Origin of the sequence: Paenibacillus sp. PAMC21692, assembly GCF_014303795.1 — a bacterium.
In the GTDB taxonomy this organism is placed as follows: domain Bacteria; phylum Bacillota; class Bacilli; order Paenibacillales; family Paenibacillaceae; genus Pristimantibacillus; species Pristimantibacillus agaridevorans.
Genome location: NZ_CP060293.1, coordinates 787,709 through 806,027, shown reverse-complemented (window position 1 = coordinate 806,027; position 18,319 = coordinate 787,709). Strand labels below are relative to the sequence as shown.

Sequence of the window (18,319 nt, the reverse complement as noted above, 5' to 3'; positions counted from 1 at the left end):
TTGTGGGAACGCATCCTGACTGGTGGACATCCAGGCCGGAGCATATTGATGCGGCGGCAAGCTCCGTTCGGACGGGGCGCAGGAGCGTCCTTGTCCGCTCGGCCGGCCATAGAGAAGTGACGCTGTTTGAATACGGCCCGAAGGCAGAGCTAAGGCGGCAAGCCAATTACGGCTCCGCCGCCGGAGCGGGCGATCTGTCCTGCTACGCCGACAAGACGAGCTCGGCTCCTGTCGTTCTGCTCGTCGGAGGGATTCACGGCGGTGAAATGGACGCAATCGTCGCGCTCCTCCATTTCATTCATGTTCTGGAAAAGGGAGTCGACGGCAGGGGGAAACGGCATGATTATATATTCGAGCATGCCCGGCGGCTTCGCTTTCTTCTCATTCCGTGCATGAATCCGGACGGCAGGGCGCGTGTTCCGTTCGACAGCTTCTCCGGCAAAACAATGGAAACGATGCGCTATTATATGCAAGGCACTTGGAAGGACGGCACGCTGTGCGGGTACCCGGATTGCAAGAAGGCGCATCCGATTCGCGAGCATGTCGATTTTCTCGGCGCCTACTTTAATGATGACGGCGTCAATATGATGCATGATCAGTTTTTTGAACCGTTCGCGAACGAAACGAAAGCTCTCCTGCGTCTTGCGGCTGATGAAGCGCCGGATATGACCGTCCTTCTTCATTCCGGTGGCAACGGAAAAAACGGCATGCTGCCGACCCATTACATTCCGCATACGGTCAAACAGAGATTGCATTGTCTCGACGTACGGCTGGATAAGCGTTCAAGCGAACGGGGCCTGCCGTATATCAGTCGTCTTACGCCGGCCGAAGACGGAATGGAGTCGCCGCCCCCGTCCTTTAATTTGGCATCGGCCGTCCATCATGTATGCGGAGGGGCGAGCGTGGTTTACGAAACAAGCATGGGATTGGATGCGGGCGGTATCGTATTAAGCGCGGACGAAATTTTGGATGCACATTTTGTCCTGTTTGAAGAATTGATTCGCGATCTCCTTGCAGGCGATAACGGTATACCGATAGCCGGAGATGCCGAAGGGCAAGACATCACATAACGAGGTGTTCACATGAAGACGGTTATGAAGGAAGAAATTCAATCTCGAGATAAATTTGCGTCAACGACGCTCGGGCGGGACGAACTGGAACAAGCGATATCGTTTGTTTTGAAGCAGATTGATCGCAAGCTCGAGGCCTTTACGCATGCTTTTCCCGGACCAACGACGACCTCTCTACAATACGAGGCGGGTGACAATGTCCACTGGACGACGGGATTCTGGACCGGGCAGCTATGGCTCGCTTACGAGGTGACGGGAGAAGAGAAATACCGTGCGGCGGCCGAGATTCATACGGAAAGCTTTGATCGCCGTATTCGCGAGCGAATCGATATCGAGACGCACGATCTTGGCTTTCTGTATACCCTATCTTGCGTATCGGCTTACAAATTGACAGGAAGCTTAAAAGCGAAAGAAGCCGCGTTGGAAGCGGCGGATCGGTTGATGGATCGTTACTTGCCGCAAGCGGGAATCATCCAGGCATGGGGCAACCTGAGCGATCCCAATCAACGCGGACGTTTTATTATTGATTGTCTCAATAACTTGCCACTATTGTATTGGGCAAGCGAAGTAAGCGGCGAACGCCGCTATGCGGAAGCGGCCGAGCGCCATCTGGAGCAGACGGCCTCCCATATTGTTCGCGAGGATTCATCGACCTATCATACTTACTACATGAATCCGGAAACAGGCGAGCCGCTCTTCGGCAAAACATCCGGCGGTTACGCCGACGATTCCTGCTGGGCGCGCGGGCAAGCATGGGGGATATGCGGATTTCCGCTGAACTATGCCTACGTACGAGATGAACACTATTTGAAGCTTGGCCAAAACCTGATCCATTATTTCTGGAACAGACTTCCCGAAGATTTGATTCCGTATTGGGACTTGTCGCTGTCGGGGCCAGAAGTGCCGAGAGACAGTTCGGCGGCAGCCGTAGCCGCATGCGGAATGCTGCAGCTCGTAGAGGCTCTGCCGGAGACGGATTCGGACAAAGGAATGTACGAGAAGATGGCAAAAGCCATCGTCCGTTCCCTTATCCGTAGCTATTCTGCCGCTTCTGAGCCGGAATGCAACGGACTTCTGCTGCATGCCGTATATAGCGTTCCGCAAGGTATGGGCGTGGATGAATGCAATCTGTGGGGAGACTACTATTACTTCGAGGCGCTGGTGCGTCTGTCCAAGGACTGGAAAATGTATTGGTAAATCATTTTGCAGTAAGATAAATAATTAGACCGGCCCTCCAGGCCTGAACGCTTTTTTCCAGGTGTTCAGCCTAGGGGGCCTTTTTTACCACAATAGAATTTATAAGTTTTCGAAAAATCGAAAACCGAAATTCTATTTGGCGATAAAACCCACCTTTAAACGCGGTCGATCATCCCTGAAAGGCCTCGATAGAGGTTTTCTCATACAGTAAATCCAGGTTCATAACTCCAGAAGCTCACCGATCCGGAGTTTCTGACCGGGCGCTTCAAAACATTCGATGACATCGACGAGAATGCCCTGCATCGTATACGTTTTAAATAAACCGCTATCCTGCATTTGCTTTTTGATGTAAGAAAGATAAATGAGTGCAACAAATTCAATAAACAGCTTGCCATCGAGGCTTTGCTCGGAAGAAACCAATGTACGGCGCATATGTATGTTCTTTGGAGTGGCGGTAGTTGAGCAGTCCTTGGTACCAACACCATTCATGAAGGTGTATGCTTGTGAACATGGTATAATTCCTGTAATTGCTAAGAGGATCTGCGTTACTGATGTCTGGCGTTGAGTTACTACTCATAAAAAGAAGCGAAAAAATCTGATCGACAGTGCGTTACAGACGGTAGTGAACACAGTCTATTTTTATTTGAGAATTTTTTGCATAACTTTATGGTTGAAAGGATGGTTTTTGTGTGACAAGGAAGAAAACAATGAAGAGAATCAACAAGATTCTTTTGTCTGCAATAGGCGGAATTGTGCTTATTTCAGCTGGTTTAGCAGGTTATGTTTATTTTTTTGTACTTGAAAAGCCTGCCGAACCGGATAAATGGGATGCTGCGGAGCACTATGTCTGGAATAAAATCAAGTTTGACCAGGATGCACAAGTCATCTCAGCCGATGGTTCCAAATACTATTTGCTTGCCAATAAGGGAGCGGCTGCTGAAGATAAATTGATCATTTATTTTTCCGGGGGCGGCGTGGCCTGGGATGCGGCGACTGCCGCGCAGCCGATTAGTCTGAGTAATGTAATGAAGAACGGCGAGATCAAATATTACTTTCCTAACATTCCATTCTTTAAAGTAAGTACACTTGGCGGCCTGTTGGAAAATGATAATCCCGACAATCCGTTCAAGGATTGGAATATTGTATATATCCCTTATTCTACCGGTGATCTGCATATCGGAAATGAATCCAAGGAATATACGGACGCCAAAGGCAAGCCGTTTACAATGCGTTATAATGGTCAAACCAATACGCGAGCAGCATTGGAATGGATTACAAACCATTTCGCCGAGCCGGAAAAGATCCTCATTGCGGGAGAAAGCGCCGGAGGATTCGGAGCTGCATTCTGGGCGCCCGAGATTGCAAAACTCTACCCGAATACCCGCATTTATCAATATTCGGACGGCTCCTACTTAAACTCCGACCGCTGGCCGGATATTATCGATAACGAATGGAAGGCTAACATGGTAGAAACCTTCGGATATGAAGTTCACGGCGATTTGATTTCGTCCGTATTCGAGGCGAACCGCAAGCTGCTTCCGGACAACGCGGTACTTTTGCAGTCCAATACGCTTTATGACGAGCTACTGTTCGACTTTGAAAAGGATCTGAATAATGACGATTCGGATGACGGCGAATATGTCGATCTCTGGTCGGCTCGCATGCTGCAGTCTGCCGGAGAGCTAACGGATGTAGTGCCAGGCTACTATTATTACATCACTGATTATGGTCTTAACGAGAAGACGGGGAGGACACCGCATACGCTCTCTCCATTAAATCATTTCTACAAAGCCGAACAGGATGGGGTAAAGCTGATGAAGTGGCTGGACGATGCCGTGAATAAGGAGGAGTACTACTCCGTGGGGCGGCATTTTGTAGAGAAAGGGGAAAGCGCTCTAAAATTATAATTGTTAACGACAGGTGCTCAATTGAAGGTGTCTCAAGTCCTAATCGACGATGAGACACCCTCTTTTTTTGAGCGATAATGGACTAATTTTCCATAACTCAGGAAAAAAGTCGGTAGAATCGATATAACCAATCCTTATAATAGAGTTAAGCCCCATATTACATAGGGCTAAAAGATGGGGTATGAGCTTGTAACAACCTTACCTTAAATGCAGGAGGCCATCACATGGGAAGATCATTCGCAAATTTGCATATTAAGTCGAGTAACCTCGAGAAGACAATTGAAGCACTTAGAGAGCTGAGCGAAGGGCATGGCAAAGTGTTGGGCAGAAAAGAGGCACAAGAGACTAAAGAAGTCATGTACATAAGCCAAAGCAACGAGAACTGGATCAGCGTGCTTCACGAATATTTTGGATGGGGTACGGTGAAGAAAGCTGGCAAAGCGTTGTCCGGGCTTATCGAAGGCCCGGTGATGACCACCGCTTATATGAATGATGAGCTATTCGAGGTATCGTTTTTCGAGAATGGGGACATTCAAGCCGAAAAAATCTTTTGCGAGCAATGGACGAGAGATGAATATGAGCAACTCCGAGAAGAGCGCATAAATGATGACTACTTGCGGACGGCGTTGGGTATCGGCAATGAGGCTTTGGACGATCTCATTAACACGACGAGTCCGGAACAAGCGGTAGATAAGCTGTCAGCAATCGTGAAAACGACGCTATGGAGTGATTGGGAGTGGGTACCGCACGAAGAAACGCTCAAAGAAAGTTTCGCGAAATATGAGTTTTAAGAACAGCGGATTTTACAAGCTTAGATTCTTTATAAGTCCAGAAGAGTTTAAAAGCGTTTTGAAGCTGTTTAACGATAAGCAGGCGCAATTTCATCTAACCAATTCTGCCCGGACAGAGCATGATCAGAATCAGGTGTATGAGGCGTACCAGGCCTTTTATCGGCACTTTGCGACAGCGGAAAAAGGGACTGGTTATTACCCGCACTTTGTTTATTCCATTGCTGTAACGGCCGATAAGGAAAGCTCCGGATTTTTTGCGCGAAATGAGGGCGTCCCGTTTCCCTATTACGGACAATGGGCGGAGGATGAGCTGCCTTGCATTCTGCTTTCGTTTCCTAAGGGCTTTCAAGTGGATGTGGAGGATGAACAAGGGAAGTATTATGTCTATGAGGATATCCGGGATCATAGGCCGCTCACCTATACGTTATTCGATGAAATAACGGGTTTTATTAAAAAAAGGACAAAGCCGCTTCGCTTCTCGGCGCATGATGCGGATGCGATGAAGGAGCAAAAGCCCTCCGTGCGTATAAGCCCTGATGCGATGCAGGATTTGAAGGGGTCGTGGATGTTCGGCAAATACGGACTTGTCATCCATGGCCGATAGGAGGGAGCACTCATGCGTAAGCTATGGAAAAGGAAGATTCTGATTAACGATCCTGTTGCGCTGGACCGGGTCCAGATCGAGCAGGACTTGCATGGCGGCAACCAAGTCTTTGTCCAGTTCTCCCACCCGGACTTTTATGGGTCTATCTTGGAGGAAGTGGACGAGCTTTGCGCCCGTTACGATGAGAATTTCGGGGTGCGTTTCTACGCCCACTATTCCCTGTCCTTTGATTGTCATACGCTCTTGCGGGTTCCCCATGTCAAAATGCTGAATATCAATAGTCTCGCCAATGCGCATAACACGGAAGCATTGGCCAAGCTGGAGCACTTGCGCAACTTGCACGTGGGGATATACGAGTTGGAAAATTCGGATATTTTGGACATTGAAACGCTGCGATCTCTAACAGAGCTAACGATTATGTCGGATAAAAAAACGCTCAATCTACAACATTTTAAAGCTTATACGCAATTGGAGCACTTGCATGTCGGAGGCAAAGTAAAAAATCTCGATGCGGTAGGCGAGCTGGAGGACTTAAACTATCTCGCGCTGCATTCCATCGGCAAACTGCCGTTTCATTTTGTTAACCGGTTGAGGAAGCTGAAGCATCTTCGCATCTTGTTAGGGGGCCGGGAGCATATCCGGGAAATCGAGGAAAATGACATCGACGACCTGGAGATATGCAGAGTCCGCGGTTTCCATGACTTGTCCAGCATTGCGAACTTCCGATCCATCACGAGACTTGTCGTCGAGGACCAGATTCAACTGAATGAAATCGCCTTTGACCGGGAGATGAAAGCGTTGGAGGAGCTCTCCATTTCCAATTGCAAAGCTTTAACCCATGTGACGGGACTGAAGCAATTGCCTTCTCTTCGCAAGCTTCGCATCTCCAAAACGGCAGTCGATTTCGATGGCTTTATCCATCAGTCCCTGCCAAGTTCTTTATCTACAGTCATATTCGCGACGGCCAAAAGCAAAGTAGACCAGGAGATACAACAATCTTTATTGAAATTGGGATTTCAGTTGACTTGAACTTATGTATGCAGGAAGGGAAATGGAGGAGGGCCGAAATCATGTTTGCATTAAAGTTTATCTGCACTTGGGTATTACTCGTTGCATCATGTTCGGCGGTATGGTGGAGCTTCAAAACAGAAAAGCTTATAACCGTTTCTTGGCTGGCGTTTCTTCTCCCCGCCGTCTTCCAGCTTGCGGCCGCTTTCCGTATCGGCCCCGGCAAAGCGAAGTCGCTGATCGTGTTCGGCTGCATAAATCTTGCCTTAACTGCCCTTGCGGGTGCGGCTGTCTGGTATCTCGTCCAATTGGCTAATGCCTATAAAAGAGGCAAATGATCGAACCAATAACAAACAAGTATAGAGGGAGAGAATTGAACCCATGTATGAGCGTTTGGCAGAAAAACTGAAAACGACATCCGCGTTAAAATGGTTTCCCGGTCGTGGCGCGGAAGAGAGCTGGATAGTGGAAGTCGAAGAGGAATTAGGATTCCGCCTGCCGCCATCTTATCGCTGGTGGTTGGCTCATTACGGGAATGCCCGGTTGAGCGGCGGGGAGATTTTAACGATCGCCCCTCCGGAATACCGGGATGAATACGACGGCGACATTCTATATATACACAGACTGAATAAAGCCGAGGAATGGTTGGTTAGTCGGTTTCCCCACAGATTGGACGTGTTCGTTCCGGATAGCGACGAGCTTTATTATTTTGATACATCGACTAGAGATGCACAGGGTGAATTTCCGATCATGTGTTATGATCTCATGAATGATTTGATCGACACGTATGCTTCAACGTTTGCGGAGTTTCTGGAACGGCTGATTGACGAGCGTTCATAAATAAGAATGAATGAGGAGTAGATAGAAGAGAGGATGACAGAAATGCCAAATGATAACCAGGCCCAACCTTCCTCCGGTTCTGTTAGGGAAGATGGTCGTTATTCTATCGACCTGACAGGTCCCCGCAGCCACACTCTTGATAGGCGGCCCGGCGTAGGCAGTCTATCCATCGGACCGTCGAAATTGGGGAAAAAAGCGGAGCTTCACGTCGAACAAGGCGCGCGCATCGATTGGACCGTATTCGATGCTTTTGCCACTCCTGCGGGCTCGCCCTGGCCACGATTTCTGTACTATGCAGGCAGTGACGCAGGCTTCTTTGACTGGGCGCAGAAACGTCCCATTGAGGAGATGACGTGGGCTCCGATCCTATCTGCCGATACGGCGGTGGATGCCAGCCCGTCCATTTTGCATAGCTTGCATATCGAGCTGGAGCAGTCCGAAGGTCGCCTGAGCCTGAAGCTTCCGAAAAATCCCTTCCGCCTGAACCTGTCCGGCGACCTGTCGCGTTTTTCGGCCACTGGCGATATGCCGTTTTCCCTGACGCTAGCGCCGCAAACCGGCCGTCGCAGGAATGATCCCCCTTTCATGCTGCCCGACCTGGGCGAATTGCACCAAGTGGAGAGCCTGACCCTGCAAAACACGCCGCTGGGACAGCCCATCTCGCTGGAATGCCTTGACCGTTTCCCGAACCTTAACTCGCTGAGTTTATGGGGGAACTTCTGCGATATGGACTTGTTGGCTCGGCATACCGGGTTAACGAATCTGGAGCTGCGCTTTATGCCTGATTTGGAGGACTTGCCCTCCTTGGATACGTGGCCGTTACTTGACAGATTTATCGCCTACAATGTGGAAGAGACCGCGGGCAAGCGTCTTAAACAGCAACTGAAAACACGCGCCAATACTCGTCCTTGGACCGGCTATACTTCAATAAGCAAATTACGAAAGCCTGAGTGGTGGACGACTGAATATGGCCGCCCGTTCGCATCCTGGCCCAAACGTCTGGCCAAGCTGGCTAACGAAGCTTATGACGATGCAAAGGCAGCTTTGGCTCAAGCCCGCAGCTTTGCCGAAGCCGAGGCGGCCATTACCGCCTTCACCGTTCGCTTTAACACACTCAAAGGCATCGAAACCACCGAGAGAGAGGACCTTGGCGAAGCCGTATGGCAACTGAGCCAGTCCGATCATCAGATTGGGCAGCCTCTAACAGAGGAGATGGCTCAACGCTGGTTCGATGAGGCTCGAGATTACTGATTAAGGAGTGTTGACCGGTGATTACCGTTTATGAGGAACAGCGGAATGGAGCTGTGGCGAATACGATTGAGCATTCCCATGCATCGCTTGAAACGTGCCTGGACATCATTCGGCGGATGGATGGTTTTACACGAAGTCTGGTCACGATTCGATACGAGGAAAACATGATGATGATCGGCGGCGGAAGTCACGAGTTCATCGTTACTGTGGAGACCGACTCTGCGATTCATAACCTTCTCGGTCCGTTGGAGGAAGAAGACGAGTTTGTTGAAATGACGGTAGGCGGCCAAGCCTGCGAATTTCCGCAGAAGTACATGGTTAACTTTGCGCTTATTGAATCTGCGCTACTTCAGTTATTTGGGGAAAAGACTGCCGAACAAAACTGGGAAATTATAAATAAGTAGGACACGTTAAGCTAAACCGTATCGCAAAGTGGCAAAGCGAAAGATAGCAGTAAGTGTCTTTTAAATGATATAATGTAGTCAGAATAATGTCATTCGGGAAGGGATTGTTAAGAATGAATATCAAGCCCTCAACAACAATTCGACATGATTACAACGGATTTTCGAAATATTGCCATGAAATAGATGAGCCAGTGATTTTGACACGTAATGGAGAAGCGGATTTAGTTGTAATGAGTCATGAGGCATATCGGCGAATGGAGGCTCGCATCAAGTTGCAGTCCAAGCTTTTAGTAGCGGAAAAGCAGATTGCCGAAGGTTCAGAATTACTTGATCATGATCAGGTAATGGAAAGAATGCGGAGGAAGATCGATGCCGCAAAAGAATAAGATCAAATATACTCCGGCAGCAGTTGATGATATGGACGAGATTTTTTCGTATATTTCACAAGATAATGTTGATATGGCGGGGGATATGCTGAATAAATTAAACTATAGTATTTCAAGCTTGGCGGATTTCCCCAATAAAGGTTCTGTATTATCGGACGACGAATATTCCCTTATTCAACGAGGATATCGATTTATTGTAGTAAATCCGTATCTGATATTTTACAGGATTATGAATGAAACAATAGTCATCCACCGTATTTTGCATGGGCGTAGAGATTACTTGCGTGAGCTGTTTGGCTCATTTGAATAATGTAAAGCAGCCGCTCGATTGCGAGTGGCTGCTTTTTTATGCAATTATACGAAAGTATAAGTTTTCTCCATACTTGACCTATAATTCTCAGCAATGTTACGCGTATGATAATCTCTAGAATGTAGCCGCAAGTTCGCGTGCACGCTTTAAACCTTCCGCTTTTATTGCTCTAGCCCTGTCGCGATATTGGTCATGCCCCTCAATAAATAATGCATGCAAATCGGTTATGCCGATAAAACGCATAATTGATTTCAGATGACGATGGCTCATTTCTTCCTCGATGTCTGGGCCCTCCGAATAGATCCAACCGCTCGCTTGGATATGTAGCACCTTCTTATTTTGCAGTAATCCGATTGGACCGTTTTTCGTGTATGAGAACGTTTTGCCCGCCACCGTTATGGCGTCGATGTAGGCTTTCATAACTGGCGGATATGAGAAATTCCACATCGGGTTTACAAAAATGTATTTATCTGCTTGAATAAATTGACTGATTAACTTTTCCAAGTGGACGATTTTGCTTCGTTCGATCTCCGGCAACTACTCTAGTTCCACCCCCTCTTTTAACCTGCTCCTCCCGTTTATAATATCCGCATCCAGCGACGGGACGTCGGCTTTATATAAATCCAAGTGAATGATCTCACACCCGGGATTGACCGTCCGATATTCATCGATAAACGCTTCTCCAGCCGATATGGAGTACGATTCTGACCCGTTTTGCGGATGTGCGGTAATGTAAAGAACAGTTGTCATTCTATGCTCAATCCTTCCAAATAGATTCGGTTTCGAACTCAGTATATGCCTTGGGGAGGAAATGAAAAAGATGAGCATTTATAGTAATATTATCTATAGTAATAGTCGGTAAACTAATATAATTACTATCAGTTATGGGAGGCGGTTAGAATGAACGACGAACAACGTTGTAAAGAGTTGGCGAAATTTCTCAAAACCCACCGTCTCCGGATATCTCCGCAAGAGGTGGGATTGAACTACGTAGGTCCAAAGCGTCGGACGTCCGGATTGCGCAGGGAGGAAGTTGCCGTCCTGTCCGGCATTTCCTTGCCGTGGTACATGGCGCTGGAACAAGGCCGCGATATCCGGGTATCCGAACAGATCCTCGAAAGTTTAGTACGAACTTTCAAACTCGATAGGGACGAACGAATTTATCTGTATACATTAGCGAATCAGCGCCCCCCTCTTCTCCCAGTTCTTAATCCCGGTACTGCGGCCCCTCCGTCTTTTCAAATTATCGTGGATCAATTTGCCGATTTTCCCGCTTTTTTCTCAGATCAAAGGTGGAATATAATCGCCTGGAACCGGGTGGCACCCCTCGTTATCGGTAGTTTCAGTAGCGGAGAGAAGTACAGCAATAATATGATTTGGCGGATGTTTACAATGACGGAGATTCGTCTTATGTTCGTCCATTGGGAGCGTGTGGCTAAAAATCTGTTGGCGCAATTCCGCACCTATTACGCCCGAAATATGGAGGACCCGTGGTACGGAGAATTTATTGCCGCGCTGTCAGAACAAAGTGCGGAATTTAGGGAATGGTGGATCGATCACAACGTACGTTGCGAGCTTACAGGATCGGTTGAGATTGTGCATCCTAAGGGGGGAAGACTGCAATTGGAAGCACATGAGTTCTACCGTTGTGAAGATCAGGGGACGGCTCTAACCGTCTACATCCCAACACAAAAAAACAGATGGTAAAATCATTTAGGAGTGTGAACATGATTCGAAATAGTTCCTCGATTCCGATTTAAAACCACCTTACCCATTAATTTTCAACAACCCCTTGAAACTATCCTGCCCGTGGGCTTAATGGAATTCGGGAGTCGGTACATATCCTTGGCATTCGGAAACCGTCGAACCTTCGGACCCCTTCTAAATGAGCAATCGCTATGAGATAATTCTCCTCAGTGGCTAAACAAAGGGGTTGAATAACATGATCGAAAAATACGGAAATGACAAAGCGCGTTTTCTAAGAGACATCATGAATATGATGGTGCCAATAGAGGGAGGATCCGTTGAACTACGCGATTATATAAATACGAATAAATGGCTTAGTTCGGATTACACGTTATCAGACCCTGGCAACGGACGCGAAAGAAAGGTTGTTACATGGATGGAAACGATCGAACCTTTCTTTGTCATGAAGTATCCGGTAACACAATATATGTATCATTTTGTATTGCACGGAGTAGAAGTAGAACCGAACGTGCGCAACCTCCCCGTTACGGAAGTTTCGTGGATAGACTCGCTTGTTTTTTGCAACGAATTGTCCAGAAGGTTTGGCAGGAATGAATGCTACACAATCGCCGGAAAAAGCGAGAACACAATATATAACAACAAGGCGAACGGTTTTCGACTGCTATCAGACGCTGAATGGCAATATGCATGTAAAGCGGGGACCACAGGGTATCGGTATGCATCAATTGATCAGATCGCATGGTATCAAGAAAACGCCAATGGATCAGCTCAACAAGTCGGAAAGCGGCTGCCCAATCCCTGGGGCCTTTACGATATGATCGGCAATGTTTGGGAATGGTGCTGGGATCTATATGATCCTAATCGATATGGGAACTATAGGGTCTTCCGAGGAGGCAGTTGGGCTGAGGTTGAGAACAATTGCGGGTCAACGGTTAGAAGGAAAAGCATGCCTGAGTTCAAGATAGATGACCTTGGCTTTCGAATAGCGCTTGTGGACGACGCGAAATAACCGACCGCCAATACATAATGAAATTGCTTAATTGGCGGTTGGTCTGTTGGAGGTGCTCTGTTTACTTACCTGGTGCAATACCTTTAATCATCAATTCTGTCCACTGGGCGGTATAAGGGAGTATTAATGGGTAGATGTGCGGGCTGGAGATCCCTTCCACAAGGGCTTGGAAATAAACCAGAAGAAACTCATCCGAATATTTCAGATCAACCTTCCCTTCTTTACGTCCGCGATGGAATAAATCCAGCATAAGACCAAAGCTCGTATCGGTGTATTGCTGCATCATCAAAGATAAGCCCTCATCATCCTTACTCGTAAAAAAATTCATTAACTCCAAATAAAACTGCTTGTTTATTTTCTCCAAATAATGAATCTTATTTTGACTCATGGCAATGAGGGTTTCTTCGAAAGGTCTATTTTCCGACATGATTTTTTGGGCGGTTTCCCCCATTTGATTTAGAAAATACTTAAACACTTCATGGATCAGATTCTCTTTGCTCCCAAAATACTTGAAAATCGTTGTTTTGCCAACATTGGAATTTTGGGCGATATCATCCATCGTTATACTATCTATGCCGCCTTTGGCATTAATCAAGTGAAATGCTGCTTCCAAAACTTTATTTTTTTTTTCCTGTGTCCTCTTTTCAAATCCATTCATTTCTGACTCCTGCTTTCTAAATAATTTAAATAAGAGTAGATCCGGAAAACCAAGTTCATATTTTTCTTTCCTAATTTAGTATATAGAAATAGTTGTGAATGATCAAACAACGCGGAGTTCTAAACTAATGTTTTGGCAATTGACTAAATGGATAAATGGGTATATAAATGAATATATATCTCAAATTTAGTCTTAATCGATCTATATTTCATGTATATATGAACTGAAACAAAGGTAATAGTTCATAAGTCAGCGAGATGAAGCTTTGCTTACACATGTAAACACGTTAATACGACCTGTAAAGAAGGAGTGTTAGTGCCATGACAGAAATTGTGAAAGTTCAAGGCTTGCAAAAAAAGTTCGGAAAACTTAAAGCGTTGCATGATGTGTCATTTTCGATAAATGCCGGGGAAGTTGTCGGCTTTATCGGGCCAAACGGCGCTGGAAAGTCAACAACGATTCGTACCTTGCTCGGAATCATCAATCGGGATGCCGGTGATGTAAAAATCTTCGGAAAGGATGTGTGGAAGGATAGCCTTGAGATTCATAAACGAGTTTCTTATGTTCCAGGGGACGTAGCCCTTTGGGGCAGTTTAACCGGCGGCGAAATTATCGATTTATTCATCAAATTGCATGGCGGCGGAGACAAAAACAAACGCGACTATTTGATTAAACGCTTTGAATTGGATCCTAAGAAGAAAGCCAAAGGCTATTCTAAAGGAAATCGGCAAAAGGTCGGTTTGATTGCGGCGTTGTCCGTTGACTCCGACTTGTATATTTTCGATGAACCGACTTCCGGTCTGGATCCATTGATGGAAGCTGTATTTCAAGACGAGGTTGAAAAAATCAAGAATGCGGGGAAAGCCATCTTACTGTCCTCTCATATTTTAAGCGAAGTGGAACGTCTAGCCGATAAGGTGGTAATCATTCGCCAAGGCAAAGTGGTAGAAACCGGGACATTGGATGAATTGCGCCACTTAACCCGGTCTACGGTTACCTTATTAACGGAAGGCGATGTGGGCAAAATGGCCTCCGTTAACGGTGTCCATGATTTCAAGCAAACAGGAAATCAAGCGACATTCTCCGCGGACAATGAATGTATGAATGATATTTTATCCGAAGCGGCAAAATTAGGCGTTAGGAAGTTTGAAGCCATTCCTCCTACGCTTGAGGACTTATTCATGCGTCATTATGAAGTCTAAGAGCGGGAAGGGGCAATGATGATGAAAGAAAAATTTGCACGTTGGGATGTACTGTTTGCTCTATATCTGAAACGCGATTGGAAAAAAATCATCATCTGGATTTTAGGCCTGGGTTTGTTTTCTGCCGGTTTTGTTCCGGCATTTGGGGAAATCGGCAAGGAGCAAGGCTTGCAGGGGATGTATGAAACCATGCAAAATCCTGCCATGATATCCATGGTTGGTCCGACATCTGTTGATGCCGCAGCCGATTATACTTTGGGTGCAATGTATGCGCATGAAATGCTGTTATTTTGCGGTTTGTTTGCGATGATTATCGCTGCTCTGCATGTAGTGAGCCATACTCGCAAAGAAGAAGAATATGGACTTACCGAACTGGTACGCTCCTTTCAGGTTGGTCGCCAAGCGAATTCGCTTGCGGTGATTACCGAAGTCGTCATTATCCAAACGATATTGGCGCTCCTTATTGGCGGAGTTATGACTAGCTTTGGCGTAGATACGATTTCGGCAGAAGGATCCTTTTTGTTTGGCGCATCCATCGGGATGGCTGGGGTCTTGGGAGCCGTGATCGCATTAATGATGGCGCAAATTATGCCGACCTCATCCGGTGCAACGGGTTCATCGCTGGGAATTGTAGGCTTGCTTTATATTTTTCGCGCCGGTACGGATGTGTCGAATGTGGATTTCTCCATGATCAATCCGATGGGCTGGACTTATCTGACTTATCCATTTACAGACAACAGCTGGTTCCCGCTGATTTTGGCTGTAATCTTCAGTATCATCGTCTTGGTCGTGGCTTTTGCCCTTGAAGGCGGTCGGGATATGGGTGCCGGTTATTTGCCTGAGAGAGAAGGCCGGGGTTCGGCAAAAAAGTCATTGCTATCCGTACATGGCTTGTTTATCAAGCTTAACAAAGGCGTAACCGTGAGCTGGTTGATTGCTTTCGTCATTATGGGAGCAGCCTACGGTTCTATTTATGGGGATATGCAGACCTTCATTGAAGGCAATGAATTGATGAGTCAAATGTTTACGATATCCGGCGTTTCACTCGAAGAGGCATTTACCGGGACCATTATGATGGTTATGATGGGCCTGGTTTCCATTCTGCCGATAGCCATCGTGAACAAACTTTTTTTGGAAGAAGTGCGGCTGCATTTAAGCCAGCTATACTCTACAAGAGTGACTCGGGCCAAGCTCTATTGGACGAGTGTCGGTTTGGCCGCCATTGCCGCAGTCGTTGGCATTCTATTGGCTGCGGACGGACTTGGCGGGACGGCCATTTCTGCGATGGGTGGCAGCTCTCTCATGAAGCTGGGCGATTTTATCGCCGCAGTCTATAACTTTCTTCCTTCCGTGTTGTTCTTTATCGGTCTTGCCGCTTTGGCTCTAGGTTGGGCACCAAGACTAGGCAAAGCGGTTTATGTTTATCTTGGCTATTCTTTTGTTTTAAACTATTTCGAAGGCATTTTGGACTTGCCGGAATGGTTCTCCAAAACAGCCGTTCAAAGTTGGTTGCCGCGGATGCCGGTAGAAACGTTTGATGCAGCAGCCTTTATTGCGATAACAGTGATTAGCATCGCCATGATGGTTATTGGCTATATTGGATATCACAAAAGGGATATGGTCGAAGGAGCTTAATGGCGGCCAGCCCGTCGATCATAAATCTGATGAGCTCGATCGTTTGTTGAGGGGGACGCGCGTTAATGAATGAGCTTGCTCTCCCGTGCCTTTCGTACGAAACGGGCGGATATACGATTGATGGAATCCTTCAAAGCAAGCCCGACTAACAGCGCAGTTGCGGCAAAAGCGGCCATTGCCAGCAAATCCCGGCGGACGATGTCCCACAGGATCCCGCCGACTGCTTCCCTCATCATGCTTATCCCATAGGTAAAGGGTAGGAACGGATGTATCGCCTGAAAAAAGGCGGGAGTCACCTCGATCGGGAATGTCCCGCCGGAACCGGCCAATTGCAGGACTAACAGTACGATCGACATGGCCTTGCCGACATTCCCGAATACCGAGACGAGCGTATACACGATCAACATGAACACGGCGCTCAACAGCAAACCGAACACGATAAACCATAGCTTATCCAAGACGTATGTTCGGAGCAGCCACATATCCCCAAGCGTGACCAGCAAAGACTGTAATAGAGCTATCGTAAGAAAGCTCAGAAAGCGGCCGAAGTAAACCTGATAGCTGCGATAAGGTACATCGGGATGATGGATTTCGACCGTGAGCAGAGAGACGAGCAACAGCGCTCCAACCCATAAAGAAAGCGTAGTGAAGAAGGGGGACATAGCCGAGCCGTAATTGGGAATCGGAAACAGCGTCTTTTCCTCTAAAACGATAGGGTTGGCAAAAAAGTCGCTCAACAGCGAGTTGTTGTTTTTTAGAAGATCAATAAGCTCGTCCAAGCTCCCCATCTTTTCAAGCTCCCGGATCCGGTCCGCCAGCTTTCCTACCTTGTATTCGGCTTCGGGCAGCTCTTGCTTCAGATCGGCAAACTTCTGTTCGCCGACGTCCAGAAGCTTGGCTGCATCGGCAACCATCCGCTCGACATCGGGAAGCGCTTCGTTCGCATCCGCCAGCAGGGTTCGAGTCTTGGCAACGTTTTGTTTCGCATGATCGATGGCCTGGCTTATTCTCGGCGTTGTTTCTTCATCATAACGGTCAAGGACGCTTCCGAGAGCGTCGGAAGACTCTCCCGCTATCCTGTTCAATTCGTCGAAAAGTTTATCGGCAGGCTGCGCGCCTTGTTCTATGGCCTTTGCGATCCCATCGACTAATGTTCGTTGCTGATTGAAGCGATTCTCGATCTCCCGCAATTTATCCGTTACCGGCAAGGGCATGCTGCCATTACTGAATGGGGCGAGCCGTTCGAACAAGGATATTAGCTTGCCTACTCTATCGGAAGCGGCGGTCAGGCGTTGAGAAAGATCGGTTAAAGTTTGATACGCCTGCTCCAGGTCCGAATGGTCGTTCCGAAGGATATCCGTCAGCGATGCCGCGGCATTCGCCGTTTGTTGTAGCAAGGCAAGCTGCAGCTTGATAGCGGGCGCCGCTTCATCCATAACAGCCGAGCTGTGGTCAAGGAATTCGCCCAAGCGTTGGGCAAAGTCTGTTCCTTCCTTAGCGAGCTCCGTCACGATCGGCAGATTGCTTTGCAGCTTGCGTATCCGTTCATTGGCAATGGATGCATCCCGCGCGATGATGTCTACGGTTTGATTCAGCTCCGGAATGATCGATTCCAGGCTAAAGACGGCATCGCGAATCTTGACGATGTCCGGCAGGTTGCTCTCAAGCCCGATCCCGAGTTCGTTGAATATCCGGAATATGATATCGGAAGCGGTCTTGGTGAACTGATGATTGACTTCATTAATAACGCCTTTTGCACCTTGGGCGGTTATTTTCGGTGCAATCGCGTTGATCTTCTCGTTGACGGTGTAGACAAGTACGGCTTTCTCGGGGTTGTCCGACAGCACGGTGGAAATACGAGCGGAAAAGTTCTCCGGTATGGTAATGCTGGCGTAGTACCTTCCATGTTCCACCCCTTGAAGGGCTTGCCTCTCGTCCGTGAATACCCAGCCGATTGCGGGGTTTCGTTGCAGCGAAGCGATGATTTCTTCCCCGATGTTAATCGGCGTTCCGCGCAGCGTCGCGCTCTTGTCCTTGTTGACTACGGCTACTTTAAGTTCACCCGTGCGTCCGTATGGATCCCATGATGCCTCAATGTTAAACCAGGCATAAAGAGAAGGCAGGACGGCAAGTCCCAAGACGATGACAAGAGCGGCCCAATTCCGGACAATACCGCGAATGTCGTTGACATATATGAAACCGATCTTGTTCATTCCCATATTCTTCAAAGCTGTATGAATCCGCGCCATACGTATCCCTCCAAGCTTCCAGATGACAATAAAGTAGCATGCCCAATGGCATCCAATTTATCACAATCCGATTGAAGGTGAAGGCGATCAA

General features: G+C 47.5%; 19 protein-coding genes and 1 pseudogene. 16 read left to right on the top strand and 4 right to left on the bottom strand.

Features of this window, described 5'->3' with window-relative positions:
- Positions 1 to 2 precede the first annotated feature (2 nt).
- A complete protein-coding gene (locus H7F31_RS03160; protein ID WP_187103015.1) occupies positions 3 to 1,070 on the top strand; it encodes a M14 family zinc carboxypeptidase in 1,068 nt (355 codons plus the stop codon).
- A gap of 12 nt (positions 1,071 to 1,082) precedes the next feature.
- The gene (locus H7F31_RS03155; RefSeq protein WP_187103014.1) at positions 1,083 to 2,267 is read left to right on the top strand and encodes a glycoside hydrolase family 88 protein; all 1,185 of its coding nucleotides are present in this window, start codon (positions 1,083 to 1,085) and stop codon (positions 2,265 to 2,267) included.
- A gap of 219 nt (positions 2,268 to 2,486) precedes the next feature.
- On the opposite strand, the gene H7F31_RS03150 is transcribed toward H7F31_RS03155, so the two are convergent.
- Positions 2,487 to 2,756: a hypothetical protein gene (locus H7F31_RS03150; protein WP_222622735.1), complete on the bottom strand. Its 270-nt coding sequence runs from the start codon at positions 2,754 to 2,756 to the stop codon at positions 2,487 to 2,489.
- A gap of 218 nt (positions 2,757 to 2,974) precedes the next feature.
- Here H7F31_RS03150 and H7F31_RS03145 point away from each other — a divergent pair, with 218 nt between their 5' ends.
- The 10 genes from H7F31_RS03145 to H7F31_RS03100 all read left to right on the top strand — a co-directional run bounded on the left by H7F31_RS03145 (position 2,975) and on the right by H7F31_RS03100 (position 9,768).
- Entirely contained in the window at positions 2,975 to 4,174 is a 1,200-nt protein-coding gene (locus tag H7F31_RS03145) for a pectinacetylesterase family protein (protein WP_261800285.1), read from the top strand.
- A 224-nt stretch (positions 4,175 to 4,398) separates the two neighbouring features.
- Entirely contained in the window at positions 4,399 to 4,965 is a 567-nt protein-coding gene (locus H7F31_RS03140) for a hypothetical protein (protein ID WP_187103012.1), read from the top strand.
- 58 nt (positions 4,966 to 5,023) lie between these two features.
- Entirely contained in the window at positions 5,024 to 5,569 is a 546-nt protein-coding gene (locus H7F31_RS03135; RefSeq protein ID WP_261800284.1) for a hypothetical protein, read from the top strand.
- A 12-nt stretch (positions 5,570 to 5,581) separates the two neighbouring features.
- The gene (locus H7F31_RS03130) at positions 5,582 to 6,598 is read left to right on the top strand and encodes a leucine-rich repeat domain-containing protein (RefSeq protein ID WP_187103010.1); all 1,017 of its coding nucleotides are present in this window, start codon (positions 5,582 to 5,584) and stop codon (positions 6,596 to 6,598) included.
- Positions 6,599 to 6,639: 41 nt separating this feature from the next.
- Positions 6,640 to 6,915: a hypothetical protein gene (locus H7F31_RS03125; protein WP_187103009.1), complete on the top strand. Its 276-nt coding sequence runs from the start codon at positions 6,640 to 6,642 to the stop codon at positions 6,913 to 6,915.
- Between the two features lie 43 nt (positions 6,916 to 6,958).
- Positions 6,959 to 7,417, top strand: coding sequence for an SMI1/KNR4 family protein (locus H7F31_RS03120; protein ID WP_187103008.1), 459 nt, complete (start codon positions 6,959 to 6,961; stop codon positions 7,415 to 7,417).
- 42 nt (positions 7,418 to 7,459) lie between these two features.
- Positions 7,460 to 8,668 carry a hypothetical protein gene (locus H7F31_RS03115; protein ID WP_187105187.1) on the top strand — a complete coding sequence of 403 codons (1,209 nt, stop codon included), beginning with the start codon at positions 7,460 to 7,462 and terminating at the stop codon, positions 8,666 to 8,668.
- Between the two features lie 17 nt (positions 8,669 to 8,685).
- Positions 8,686 to 9,072, top strand: coding sequence for a hypothetical protein (locus H7F31_RS03110; protein WP_187103007.1), 387 nt, complete (start codon positions 8,686 to 8,688; stop codon positions 9,070 to 9,072).
- Between the two features lie 113 nt (positions 9,073 to 9,185).
- Positions 9,186 to 9,458, top strand: coding sequence for a type II toxin-antitoxin system Phd/YefM family antitoxin (locus tag H7F31_RS03105; RefSeq protein WP_187103006.1), 273 nt, complete (start codon positions 9,186 to 9,188; stop codon positions 9,456 to 9,458).
- A complete protein-coding gene (locus tag H7F31_RS03100; RefSeq protein ID WP_087568410.1) occupies positions 9,442 to 9,768 on the top strand; it encodes a type II toxin-antitoxin system RelE/ParE family toxin in 327 nt (108 codons plus the stop codon). The genes H7F31_RS03105 and H7F31_RS03100 overlap by 17 nt, the downstream gene beginning before the upstream one ends.
- Before the next feature lie 114 nt (positions 9,769 to 9,882).
- Here H7F31_RS03100 and H7F31_RS03095 read toward each other — a convergent pair.
- A pseudogene (locus H7F31_RS03095) lies at positions 9,883 to 10,518 on the bottom strand (FMN-dependent NADH-azoreductase).
- A gap of 150 nt (positions 10,519 to 10,668) precedes the next feature.
- Between H7F31_RS03095 and H7F31_RS03090 the strand changes: the two are divergent.
- The gene (locus H7F31_RS03090; protein ID WP_187103005.1) at positions 10,669 to 11,475 is read left to right on the top strand and encodes a helix-turn-helix transcriptional regulator; all 807 of its coding nucleotides are present in this window, start codon (positions 10,669 to 10,671) and stop codon (positions 11,473 to 11,475) included.
- A 235-nt stretch (positions 11,476 to 11,710) separates the two neighbouring features.
- Positions 11,711 to 12,484 carry a formylglycine-generating enzyme family protein gene (locus H7F31_RS03085; protein ID WP_187103004.1) on the top strand — a complete coding sequence of 258 codons (774 nt, stop codon included), beginning with the start codon at positions 11,711 to 11,713 and terminating at the stop codon, positions 12,482 to 12,484.
- A 61-nt stretch (positions 12,485 to 12,545) separates the two neighbouring features.
- On the opposite strand, the gene H7F31_RS03080 is transcribed toward H7F31_RS03085, so the two are convergent.
- Complete coding sequence (locus H7F31_RS03080) at positions 12,546 to 13,142, bottom strand: TetR/AcrR family transcriptional regulator (protein ID WP_187103003.1); 597 nt, start codon at positions 13,140 to 13,142, stop codon at positions 12,546 to 12,548.
- Between the two features lie 320 nt (positions 13,143 to 13,462).
- On the opposite strand from H7F31_RS03080, the gene H7F31_RS03075 reads away from it, so the two are divergent.
- On the top strand, positions 13,463 to 14,344 hold the full coding sequence (locus H7F31_RS03075; protein ID WP_187103002.1) for an ABC transporter ATP-binding protein: 882 nt from the start codon (positions 13,463 to 13,465) through the stop codon (positions 14,342 to 14,344).
- A 21-nt stretch (positions 14,345 to 14,365) separates the two neighbouring features.
- Positions 14,366 to 15,979 carry an ABC transporter permease gene (locus tag H7F31_RS03070; protein ID WP_187105186.1) on the top strand — a complete coding sequence of 538 codons (1,614 nt, stop codon included), beginning with the start codon at positions 14,366 to 14,368 and terminating at the stop codon, positions 15,977 to 15,979.
- Between the two features lie 62 nt (positions 15,980 to 16,041).
- Here the strand turns inward: H7F31_RS03070 and H7F31_RS03065 are convergent, their stop codons facing one another.
- Positions 16,042 to 18,228 (bottom strand): YhgE/Pip domain-containing protein, encoded by a 2,187-nt coding sequence (locus H7F31_RS03065; protein ID WP_315970549.1) that lies wholly within the window; start codon positions 18,226 to 18,228, stop codon positions 16,042 to 16,044.
- Between the last annotated feature and the right edge of the window lie 91 nt (positions 18,229 to 18,319).